This is a genomic window from Jeotgalibacillus salarius (genome assembly GCF_004405125.1).
Classification (GTDB): domain Bacteria; phylum Bacillota; class Bacilli; order Bacillales; family Jeotgalibacillaceae; genus Jeotgalibacillus; species Jeotgalibacillus salarius.
The window spans coordinates 25,295-36,865 of record NZ_SORX01000003.1 but is presented as its reverse complement, the minus strand read 5'-3'; the positions used below and the strand labels follow the sequence as shown (position 1 = coordinate 36,865).

At 45.0% G+C, this 11,571-nt stretch carries 12 protein-coding genes; 9 read left to right on the top strand and 3 right to left on the bottom strand.

Annotation, left to right across the window (positions count from 1 at the left end; genetic code table 11):
- Positions 1-134 precede the first annotated feature (134 nt).
- A complete protein-coding gene (locus tag E2626_RS05335; protein WP_134380499.1) occupies positions 135-542 on the bottom strand; it encodes a CBS domain-containing protein in 408 nt (135 codons plus the stop codon).
- 382 nt (positions 543-924) lie between these two features.
- Here E2626_RS05335 and E2626_RS17435 point away from each other — a divergent pair, with 382 nt between their 5' ends.
- Both E2626_RS17435 and E2626_RS05330 read left to right on the top strand, forming a co-directional pair.
- Complete coding sequence (locus tag E2626_RS17435; RefSeq protein ID WP_279587252.1) at positions 925-1,059, top strand: Lmo0850 family protein; 135 nt, start codon at positions 925-927, stop codon at positions 1,057-1,059.
- A gap of 113 nt (positions 1,060-1,172) precedes the next feature.
- Entirely contained in the window at positions 1,173-2,072 is a 900-nt protein-coding gene (locus E2626_RS05330; RefSeq protein WP_134380497.1) for a diacylglycerol/lipid kinase family protein, read from the top strand.
- Between the two features lie 50 nt (positions 2,073-2,122).
- Here E2626_RS05330 and E2626_RS05325 read toward each other — a convergent pair whose 3' ends face one another.
- Positions 2,123-3,304: an FtsW/RodA/SpoVE family cell cycle protein gene (locus tag E2626_RS05325; RefSeq protein WP_134380494.1), complete on the bottom strand. Its 1,182-nt coding sequence runs from the start codon at positions 3,302-3,304 to the stop codon at positions 2,123-2,125.
- Positions 3,305-3,536: 232 nt separating this feature from the next.
- Here E2626_RS05325 and E2626_RS05320 point away from each other — a divergent pair, with 232 nt between their 5' ends.
- The 7 genes from E2626_RS05320 (at position 3,537) to E2626_RS05290 (ending at position 9,510) form a co-directional block, all read left to right on the top strand.
- A complete protein-coding gene (locus E2626_RS05320; protein WP_134380491.1) occupies positions 3,537-4,301 on the top strand; it encodes a hypothetical protein in 765 nt (254 codons plus the stop codon).
- A gap of 106 nt (positions 4,302-4,407) precedes the next feature.
- Entirely contained in the window at positions 4,408-5,625 is a 1,218-nt protein-coding gene (locus E2626_RS05315) for an ABC transporter substrate-binding protein (protein WP_134380488.1), read from the top strand.
- Entirely contained in the window at positions 5,606-6,469 is an 864-nt protein-coding gene (locus E2626_RS05310) for an ABC transporter permease (RefSeq protein WP_134380485.1), read from the top strand. The genes E2626_RS05315 and E2626_RS05310 overlap by 20 nt, the downstream gene beginning before the upstream one ends.
- Before the next feature lie 8 nt (positions 6,470-6,477).
- On the top strand, positions 6,478-7,269 hold the full coding sequence (locus tag E2626_RS05305; protein WP_134380482.1) for an ABC transporter permease: 792 nt from the start codon (positions 6,478-6,480) through the stop codon (positions 7,267-7,269).
- Positions 7,266-8,225 carry an ABC transporter ATP-binding protein gene (locus E2626_RS05300; RefSeq protein WP_134380479.1) on the top strand — a complete coding sequence of 320 codons (960 nt, stop codon included), beginning with the start codon at positions 7,266-7,268 and terminating at the stop codon, positions 8,223-8,225. Before E2626_RS05305 ends, E2626_RS05300 begins: the two co-directional genes overlap by 4 nt.
- A 25-nt stretch (positions 8,226-8,250) precedes the next feature.
- Positions 8,251-8,916 carry a TVP38/TMEM64 family protein gene (locus tag E2626_RS05295; RefSeq protein ID WP_134380476.1) on the top strand — a complete coding sequence of 222 codons (666 nt, stop codon included), beginning with the start codon at positions 8,251-8,253 and terminating at the stop codon, positions 8,914-8,916.
- 12 nt (positions 8,917-8,928) lie between these two features.
- Complete coding sequence (locus E2626_RS05290) at positions 8,929-9,510, top strand: CDP-alcohol phosphatidyltransferase family protein (RefSeq protein ID WP_134380473.1); 582 nt, start codon at positions 8,929-8,931, stop codon at positions 9,508-9,510.
- A gap of 262 nt (positions 9,511-9,772) precedes the next feature.
- Here E2626_RS05290 and E2626_RS05285 read toward each other — a convergent pair whose 3' ends face one another.
- Entirely contained in the window at positions 9,773-11,503 is a 1,731-nt protein-coding gene (locus E2626_RS05285; protein WP_134380470.1) for an ABC transporter ATP-binding protein, read from the bottom strand.
- Positions 11,504-11,571 lie beyond the last annotated feature (68 nt).

The window sequence follows — 11,571 nt, the reverse complement described above, 5'->3', positions numbered from 1 at the left end:
AGATCCGGAGTTGAGTGCGCGACACGCCCGGAATGAGTGCACAAGATCCAGAGTTGAGCGCGCGACACGCGCGGAATGAGTGCACAAGATCCAGAGTTGAGTGCACCCCCGCCCAAAATTAAGTGCACAACACCTTACTGCTGGGAAATATCAGTCAATGTATCCCCGGCTTTTTCGTTTGATTGGGGATTTACAGATAAATCTCCAAGAGAGACAAGCCCGATTACCTGTCCATTTTCAATAACCGGAAGGCGGCGCACCTGTGAGGAAGCCATCAGATCTGCAGCATGTTCAACCGGTGTTTCAGGTGTTACATGGATTAACTCATGCGTCATGACCTGATCCACGGTTTGGTCTTTATGTTCAGCAACACCCCGGATTACAATGTCCCGGTCCGTTACCATACCAGCAGGACTGCCGTTTTCATCCAGCACAGGCAGCACCCCGATATTATGCTCCTTCATTAATTCAGCAGCTGATTCAACAGTATCTTTCATGTTGCAAGTAACAATATCATCCGTCATAAATTCTCTAATCTTCATAACTTTCACCTCCATATTTAATACGCAATTATTATTTCTCTGAAATGGATTATTATGCACATGTGACAGTGTTCAAAAAATTTTGTTCATTTTATTAATTTTTTTGACATTTAAGGTTAAACTATCTGTTCAGGTGGTATGATAATCGTAATGATACTTATTTAATTCTACACTTAACGGGTTCAGTATAGACATCTGACAGAGACCCCGCACGCGCTTGCGTCGAGGAGGCTTACCGCCGACCGTGCACGTCTGCCTGGAGCGGAAATCAACAGACAGCTTTAACAGAGCTATCAATAAGAACTAAACTCAATGAAACTTTTTCAATTGTCGATTCGTATATTCATCTAAGCAGACTATATAGCGGAAGAGGTGCTCAAAAATGTCAAGAAGCAGGGATAGCATCAAAGAACTGATGACGAAAATGACTGAAGTAGGCGTTAAGATCACCACAACAAAATCACGTCTTGAAATACTCGAAGCTGTCAAAGAGCCCCATCAGGTATCCGGCACATAATCAGCAATAAGTCGAAAGGTGCTCAGTTATAGAGGGCCTTTTTTGTTTGGAGGATTTTTTGCTCGAATAATGGGAATATACATAGTAATTAAGAAAGCGCGGGAGGTGCAGAGATGTTTCAAAAAGCAATGTTAATTTATAACGGTAATGCAGGGCAGCGGGATGCTGAAAAAATTTTAAGCCAGACTGCACCCATTCTGGCTTCAAAAATCCCCCAGCTGTTTTTGTATCAAACGCAGAAGCCGGGTGATGCAGAACATTTTTGCCGTCAGCACGGTGAGGAAGTTGAACTTGTGATTGTGATGGGCGGAGATGGAACAGTTCATGAATCAATCAATGGTCTCGCACCGCTTGATAAGAGACCCAGTCTTGCGATTCTTCCGGCCGGTACATGTAATGATTTCGCCCGTTCCCTCAACATACCACTTAATTTGAAGCAGGCTGCTGAGCTGATTGCATTTAATGGGAATGAGCGATTGGTTGATTTGGTTGAAACAGACCACCGCTATTTCAGTAATTTTTGGGGTACCGGGTTAATTGCGGCAGCTTCAGAAAGTATCGATGAAACTTCGAAAGGCATGCTTGGGCGCTTCAGCTACTATATCAGTGCACTTAAAACACTTTCTGAACAGGACACATTTTCATTTAAACTCGAAATTGGTGATCAGACGATTGAAGACGAAGCAGTGATGCTCCTTTTTATGAACGGGAAGTCAATAGGCGCTACTGAATTTCCGATGGATTCAATCCAGTTGGATGATGGTTTATTGAACGTCCTCATTGTGAAAGAAGCAGGTTTTACGTTGTTGAAAGAAATTTTTACTGCAAAAACAACAGTTGACTGGGAAGAGGATGATTCGACAATTATTCAGCACCAGACGTCATCATGTAAAGTGACGCTGAATGAAACTCAAACGATTGATCTTGACGGAGAACATTACAAAGGCAGCCACGACACGATTTCTGTATTGAAACAGCACATTTCTGTCATCGCTCCTGTGCCTGAACAGTAGAAAATGAAACGTAAAAACGTGTTAAAGCATTTTGCCTTAACACGTTTTTGTTATTCGTCATCTTCGTTGGAGAACATGTACGTTCGATGGTGGAATTTCATTGAAAACAGTAGCCCGAGAGCAAATAACGTACCAATCAGAGAACTTCCTCCGTAGCTGATCAGCGGTAAGGGGATACCCGTGATCGGCAGCAGCTGAATCGTCATACCGATATTCTGAAATACGTGGAACGTAATCATACTGATCACACCGGCACAAACATACACATTGAACTGACTCTTTGTTTCAAGGGCAACCTTTGTTAAATGATAGATCAGCAAAAAGAATAAGCTGACGACGATACTCGCGCCGATAAATCCATATTCTTCTCCGATGACCGCAAAGATAAAATCGGTATGATTATCAGGAACATATACCTGCCTGTCCTGATACCCTTTACCAAAAATTTCGCCTGAGCCGATTGCGCTCATTGCGGTTGTCAGCTGATAAGCGTCCCCGGAGGCATAACTGTAAGGGTCAAGCCATGAATAAATCCGGCGAAGCTGATAATCTTCGAAAAATCGTTCCATCAGGTCCCGGCGAAACAGCACAAGATAAATAGCAGCTGAAGACACAAGGGCAACAGATGTAAATGTAGGGAGCAGAAGTTTCCATGTAATGCCTGAGACAAGAATGATGCCGATTGTAATTGCTGAGAATACGAGCATCGTACCAAGGTCAGGCTGCTCATTAATGAGCACTAGTGGAATACCGACGATCATGCCGATTTTCACCAGCAGCCATAAGTCACTTTTTAAATCTCTGTTCACAAATGACTCATTGTGAGTCGCTACCACTCTTGCAAGTACAATGATCGTAAAAGTCTTCATGAATTCTGAAGGCTGGAGTGTACCGATAACCGGGAAATTATACCAACTGTATGCACCATTTCTGTAAGGCACGAGGCTTTCTGGCAGTACAAGTAACCCGACTAATAATACAATCCCAATACCATATAGAACCCATGCCATTTTCCTGTACTGGTCCATGTCGAAATACATCATCATCCCAATCAGAACAAATCCTGCGACATAAATCATGCCCTGTCTGATTGCAAAGTTTGTTCCAATTGCAGCGTATTGTCCGGTCGTCTGGGCTGATGAAATTGCAAGTACACTAGCGAGCATAAATAAAATCAGCAGTGCAGCGAGCGTCCAGTCTATTCTGTCTGAAAAGTGTTTGTTCGTATTCAATATCTATTCACCTGAATTCTAATTTTTCCTCTTTTACACAATGCATTCAGCGTATCAGATTATGTACTGTTTCACAATTTACTAAAGTCACAACACCTGAAATTTAATCATTACTTTTGTCACAACTGGTACATCTTTAGACGTTTGAGTATTCAATAAAGTTTCTTTTTCTCCTTTTACAAGCAATTTGATACAATTGAACATATGAGGTTAACAGTGAGGAGATGATGGCATGAAAAACCAGGGAGGCAGTCAGGGATGGATATACCTTCACCTGAATACGACGCAGGATTTTGTAATGTCCAGCGGTATTAATATGACAGACTTTTATCATGCATTATCGGACAGACTTCATCATCTGCTCCTTTTAAAACACAAATTTGAGCAGTCTTCTTTCAATATGCATACGTATCTTGAATACGTACATGAACAGGAAGTTCAGGATTTGATCAAAGAAGACATTGCTTCATATGGAGAGTTTTGCTGGATCGATTTTGAAGATGAAGCAGGCGTTAGTGAGATGAGTGCTCAGGAGCTTGCTGAACTGTTATATATGGGACATATGAAATATCATTTGAATATTCCCTTCTATAAAAAATTAAACAATCGCTTCGCTTATTTATCCACTGAAGATGGATATTTGAATCGTACATATTACAAAGACTGGACAGATTTCTTCATGATGGTTGGAAGGGTCATTCCGGAGAAAATGACCGATCGTAAAAATGCGAGGCTTCTGCAATGGAAAAAAGAAAAGGCTTTTCCTTCAATTCCGAAAGAAGTCGTGATGACGATTTCTCATCTTTTAAGAGAAGGTGTGGTCATTTCTTTTCAACATGGTGTGATTAATAAAGGGAAGATTGAAATACCAGTCTGGGTTGCCGGTGATTATGTCAATATGGATGATTTGCAGGAGGATATGCAGAAAAAATATAAACGTGAGCCTTCAGCAGTATTTTCATATGACCGGAAAACAAAAGAATGGTCCGCAACATGAACGTTCAGGCACTTGCTTCATGCAAGTGCTTATTTTCTTAGATTGACGTGTAGCTAACAGTAAGAATGCTTGTTAAAAGTATAGATTGGTGTAAAGAGGTGTTCAGATGAAAAAGATATTTGTTTTATTAGTGGCAATAATGCTGGCAGGCTGTAATGCGCAATCAGAGCAGGAAGAAGTGGATCTGTCCTCACTGTCCTGGGACGATATTACTGAAACTGCATCAGGTGAAACAGTGCGACTGTACATGTGGGGCGGTGACCCTGGAATCAACAGTTACATTGATGACTATGCAGCACCGGCTTTAAAAGAAGCCTATGGTGTCACACTTGAGCGGGTGCCGCTTGATACAAATGAGATTATTCAGAAGCTTGAAACTGAAAAAAGAGCGAATCAGGATGAAGGAACGATTGATCTCATCTGGATGAACGGTGAAAACTTCAAACGCGCAAAAGAAGGGGAGCTCCTTTTCGGTCCTTTTACAGAAGAGATTCCTTCTTATCAGGAGTTCTATCAGGCTGATGACTATGCATATGACTTTGGCACAGCAACAGAAGGCTATGAGGCGCCGTGGGGCAAAGTACAATTTGTGTTCAATTATGATGCAGCAAGAATTGACAATCCACCGTCGACCTTGGATGAGCTTGAAAGCTGGGTGAAAGAAAACCCCGGGAAATTTACTTACCCTGAAGCGAGTGATTTTACTGGCAACGCATTTGTCAGACATGTGATGCTCGGTGAAGCAGTTGAAGCAGAAGAGTTGCTTGGAGAACCTTATGCACCGCTTGAAGAAGAGCAGGCAGCTGCTATGTGGGATTACTTAAATGGAATTGAACCTGACTTATGGAGAAGTGGAGAGACATATCCTTCTTCTCTTGAAGAGCTGGATCGGCTTTACAGTCAGGGAGAGGTCTGGATGACAATGGGCTATAACGAAGCACGTGCCGAATCGCTTGTGAGAGATGGTATCTTCCCTGAGACAACTGAATCATTTGTACTTGAAGATCCAGGATCAATCGGGAATACGCATTTCCTGTCAATTCCTTATAACAGTCCAAATAAAGAAGCCGCAATGGCTGCGATCGATTTTCTGCTAAGTCCGGAAGCTCAGCTTGAAAAGTTAAAGCCTGACTATTGGGGAGAGAGTTCACCGATTGATATTGGCAGTCTAAGTGAGGAAGAGCGGGCAGGCTTTGAGGAACTGGACCGGGGAAATACTGTGCTTGATGCGGAAGTGCTGGCTGAGTCATATCTTCCTGAAATAGATGCGGGTTATGTGGAATGGATTGAATCGGAGTGGCGCAATGAAGTGGCGGCAGACTAACGGGCTCATTCTTCTACTCCTTCCTGCATGCGCATTTTTACTGCTGGCAGGAGGGAGTCTGCTACTCGCATTTATGGAAAGTGTAAGAGGAGAAAGTGGCTTCTCCTGGACCTATTACAGCGCGCTTTTTGACAGGCGGGAGCTTGTTGACAGTCTGCTCTACAGTCTTATCATCACATTCAGCTCAACGCTTGTTTCACTCGCTGCAGGCTGGCTGATTGTCAGAAGCTTTTATCCGTTTATTGATGGCAATGGCAAGTGGATGGTGTGGATTCCAATGCTATTCCCGCATTTTGTGTGGGGATATTTTGTCCTGCTCTTACTTGGACAAAGTGGATTGATTTCAACCTTCCTCTTGCAGACTGGTCTGCTTGAAGACAGAACACTTTTTCCGGTTCTTGTGCAGGATCAGTCAGGTATCGGAATTTTCATTACTTACGTATGGAAGGAAATCCCTTTTGTTATTTTAATGCTGCTCCCCGTATACCTTCAGCTGCCAAAGCAGTTTAAAGAAGTGAATGCAGTGCTTGGCGGGAGCGGGGCTGACTGGTTCAAAACGGTTGAATGGCCGTGGGTGAAGCCCGTGATGTTTGAGACGGCATTGATCATCAGTGCATTTGTCTTCACTGCTTATGAAGTGCCGGGTCTGCTCGGTGTATCCTATCCGCAGATGACGCCGGTACTCGCTTATGAGTGGTTTTACAGTGCTTCGCAGGATGAGCGTACAATGGCGTTTGCCCTATTAATGTTTGTTGCGCTGATCTTTGGAACAATTGCACTCATAGGCTTTGCACTGATGAATAAAAGAAGAATGCTGCTGTCAAAAAGCAGCCATCGTTATTAGGAGGGACTATGAAAAAGAAACTTTTCTATATCAGCTGTCTGATCTTTTTTATCGTCCCGGTCCTTTTAATGCTGATCAAAAGTGTGACAACACCCTGGCGGTCAGGAGTTGATCTTGACTGGACATCGAGGGGATGGGAGGTTGTTTTTCAGGACAGCAGGGTCATTGAATCAATGTGGACAACGCTTCTCATTGCGCTTGCTGTCGCACTGATTAATCTGCTTGCAGGTGTACCGATTGCAAAAGCATTATCCCACCGCTCATTCCCATTAAAAAATACGCTCGAAGTGATTCTGCTTCTTCCGTTATTCCTGCCGATTATGGCGGCAGCAATGGGCCTTCATATTACAATGATCCGCATGGGACTCGCCAATACATGGCTTGGTGTTACAATCGTCCACCTCGTCCCAACGATTCCTTATACAATCAAGGTTTTAAAAGCGGGCTACGACCGGATTCCTCAGGATATGCTGAGTCAGGGCAGGATGCTGAAAGCCGGGGTGTGGCAGGCATTTCGTACGATCGAACTGCCACTATTGATCCCAAGTATCAGGAGCTCGATTTTTCTTGCGGTGACAATCAGTGCAGGACAATACGTTCTCACTGCGATTATCGGTGGAGGCACCGTACTGACAATGCCAATGATCTACTATCCATTCCTGCAGTCAGCTGATGATACGGTCATGGCGGCATTTTCAATTGCTTTTGTACTCATTCCTGCAGCCGCAATCATCATCGCAGAAGCAGCGGCAATGCTCGTAGCAGGAAGATCATTTATGAAAAGGAGGGGCGAAGTATGAGTCTCCCCTATTTAGACGTAAAAAGCGTGTCAAAAACTTTTGATACAAACAATATATTTACAGACCTTTCTTTCTCTCTGCAAAAAGGAGAAATCCTCTCATTGGCAGGCCCATCCGGAACCGGGAAATCAACACTTCTCCGCTGCATTGCAGGGCTTGATTATTTTTCACAAGGCGAAGTGATGATCGAAGGGTCTGACCTGTTAAATAAACAGATCAAACACAGACCGGTCGGCATGGTCTTTCAGCAGGCCCTGCTTTTTCCACATATGACGCTGCTTGAAAATGTAGCTTACGGTAAAAAGTTGACAGATGGAAAAAAGCAAGCTTACGAGATGGCGCGCAGCTATTTAAAAGAAGTAGGGCTTGATCAGCAGTTGAATCAGTATCCACACGAACTCTCAGGCGGTCAGCAGCAGCGGGCAGCGCTTGTCCGTGCCCTGCTGTTAAAGCCGAAGCTGCTTCTTCTTGATGAACCATTTTCGAGTCTGGACCCGGGGCTAAGGAAAGATTTAAGAGAGTGGGTAAGGGCATTTTTGAAAAAAGAAGATATGACCTCGATCTTTGTGACCCATGATAAGGAAGAAGCCATGCTGCTCGGCGACCGTACAGCAGTCATGGCAGAGGGGCGTATCCAGCAGATCGGTTATCCTGAGGAGCTTTACCATTCACCGCAAAATGCCCTCGTGGCCTCTCTTTATTCTGATGTGATTGTTCTTGATAAAACGCGCTACTGTCCCGCTGAGAAGGCAAGGTGGTCTTCAGAAAAAACAGTGGATGGGGAGTGGTTCGCGGCAGAATGGGTAAATGAAACATACCACTTCGGCCGCAGGTATGCCCATGTTTTGCTGGATGGTGGCGGGAGTATAACGATTCCAGCTGGAGAACAACATTCAGCTTTAAAGGGATATGTCATCATACCGGAAGACGAGATCAGATATTTTCATGCACAATAACGTTTCATAGAGAGGGGGATAGATGATGAAAAGGAAAACAGTTACAGCGGCAGTGAGCGTGTTAATCATCGCGATCTTCCTGTACTGGTTCAACAGGACCTATCTGGATGTGTCGCCTACAGATATTCAGCGTTGGATCCAGTCCATCGGCTGGTGGGGCCCAATGCTGTTTATGACCATTTATGCTTTCAGACCGCTTATATTGTTTCCTGCCTCAATCCTCTCTATTGCAGGCGGTCTTGCTTTTGGAGCGATTTTCGGATTTATATATGTCATGATTGGTGCGGTCCTCAGTGCAATTGTTGCTTACTTAATTGCCCGGAGATTCAACCATACTTTTATAAAAAAGATTCAGGATCCCCGCGTACAGCTGGTCACGACCAAGATGGAGGAGAAAGGTTTTTTATATGTACTGCTTTTAAGGCTCGCTCCATTGTTAAACTTTGATCTGGTCAGTTATTCTGCCGGCCTTGCAAATGTAAAGCTTAAAGCTTTTACGCTGGCAACGATCATTGGCATTCTTCCCGGTACGTTTGGCTACATCTTTTTAGGATCGAGCCTGGCAGAAGGGGATATTAGAATTATTCTGCTTGGACTGGCGTTTTTTGCTGTCGTGATTACGATTCCGATCATATTCAGAAAGAAAATGGCAGTCTGGTTAGGACTGCAAAAAGAAGATAAAGAGGAGTAGGGGGTGTAGAAGCTGCTTGATACATATGGAAGAAAATACGCAGAGCCTGTCATCCGTAAAACAGCTGACCGCTTCCTGACATTTGGCTGGACGGCCAATCAGGTAACGATCGGTGCATTCATCATCGGCTCCACTTCAGGTCTCATTTATTATCTCGGATTTCCGGTCATCGCAGTCATTGTGCTATGGCTATCCGGCTTTCTTGATGCAGTCGACGGCTCAATGGCCCGCGCCACAAAAACGTCCCCGTTCGGAACAGTCATGGACGTCACCTTTGACCGCATCGTAGAAATCAGCGTCATCCTTGGCGTTGCATTTCTCTATCCGGACATCATGTGGGCTGCACTGCTATTAATGGCGTCAATCGTAGTTTCAATGACGATCTTCCTCACGGTAGGGAACGTATCTGAAAATAACGGAGTAAAGTCATTCCGCTATCAGGCAGGACTTGCCGAGCGGACCGAAGGCTTCATTTTCCTGAGCGTCATGATGCTCGCGCCATCCATAGTCTTATGGACCATACTCGCCTTTTTCGCAGTAGAACTATTTACAGCAGGTCAGCGGTTTATGGAAGCGAAGAGATTGCTTGGGTGAGTATAGATTAGGTTGATAGCAGATAACATAGTTGCTGAGATTTTCTGAATGATAAAGCACCTTCATTTTGAGTGAAGCCATTATAGTGTAACGGAGCGGAGGGCGGTGACTCCGGGACGAATAGAGGGAAGCTGAGACCCCGCAGCCAAGGGCGAGCGATAAAGATCGGACCACAAAACGGTCCGACGTCCGGAAAGCATCCGCCCGAAGCGCAGTGGAACGATGAAAAGAGGATGAGCATTAGCCCATCCTCTTTTCAATACTATGCAAGCTGCTGCTCAGCAAACTCTCTATAAAGCGGATGCGTCTGGATCAGCTGGTGATGCGTCCCGATCCCTGTAATCCGTCCTTTTTCAATAAAAATAATTTTATCCGCATCCACAATCGTCGACAGCCGGTGTGCAATGATAAATGTCGTCCGCCCCTCCATCAGCCTGCTCAGCGCCTGCTGAACAATGGCCTCAGACTGACTGTCAAGGCTTGCTGTCGCCTCATCCATCATCAGGATTTTAGGATCTCTCAGAAAAGCCCTGGCAATCGCAATCCGCTGACGCTGCCCGCCTGAAAGCTTCACGCCGCGCTCACCAACCTGAGTATCCAGTCCTTCAGAAAATTCTCTGATAAACGGCTCAGCATAAGCCATCGCCGCCACTTCCCAGAGCCTCTCATCACTGATGGAATCCGCATCCTCTAATCCATAAGTTAAATTATCACGGATCGTCCCTGCCATCATCGGACTGTCCTGTGACACGTACCCGATCTGACTCCGCCATGCATTCATTGAAAGGTCGGTAATCGGTGTGCCTCCGATAAAAATGCCGCCTTCTGCAGGTTCATAAAAGCGTTCAAGCAGACCGAACATTGTGGACTTACCGCCGCCGCTCGGTCCCGCAAAAGCGACCATCTCACCTGGTGCAGCGTCAAATGACACATTCGAAATAATCGGCTCACCCGCTTCATAAGCAAATGATACGTTTCTCACATGAACCGGCATCCCGCTGATATCGATGTCTTCTCCAGTTCTGCCGTCCTCCGGTGTAAGCTCAATGATTCCGATAATCCGCTCAGTTGCACCCTTCGCTTTTTGAAGCTGTGTAAAGAACATCGCAAATGACGTGATTGGAAAGACAATTTGAAACAGATACAGCAGGAAAGCAACAAGCGACCCTGTCGTCATGGACCCTTCTGCCACCCGGATGCCGCCATATCCGATAATGACCACAATGACAGCCATCATCACCAGGTAAATCAGCGGTCCGATAATCGCAAAAATCCGCATCTCTTTTAAGCCGAACATCAATAAATTTCTGATGCCGCCTTTACCTTTTGCTGATTCAAATGTCTCTGCATTGGAGGCCTTCATCAATCTGATCTCACTTAAAGTCTGCTGGATCTTTCCTGTAAAATCAGCCGTCTCATCCTGCAGTCCGCGTGAAATCTTAGACATCTGTCTGCCGAGTGGAATCATAATCCCAACCGTCACAGGAACAGATATCAGCATCAGAAGCGTCATCCGCCAGTCCATCACTAAAAGAATAATGACAGCACCGAAAATCGTAATAATGCCAGTGATAAACTGCGGGAAGTGCTGGGAAATCAGATCCTTCACAATCCCTGTATCATTTACCACGCGGCTCACCGACTCACCGCTTGCCTTCTGATCATAGTAGCTGACAGGCAGGCGAATCATCTTCTCCCACATCTGTTCACGCAGCCTCGCCACAACAACCTGACCCGTATAACCGAGCAGATAAGTCGAGCCGCCATCAATCAGTGCCTGCACAATAAAGACGATCGCAATCGCTGCGACGAGCCATCCGCTTATAGAAACTGAAAAGCCATCGACCAGCTCGCGCGTCAGCAACGGAATCGTCAGTCCGACAAGCGTCGTAAGAATACTCCCGACCAATCCAAGCGTTAAAGCAAGCCTCGGAATTTTAGTTGATAATATTAATTGAATAAAAGGTTTCAACCCTGCGTCATTCTGTGCCATAAAAGACTCCCATCTTTTCAGATTTTCTTATGAAAATTATATCCTATTTCAACCCCGCAAGCTGTGTC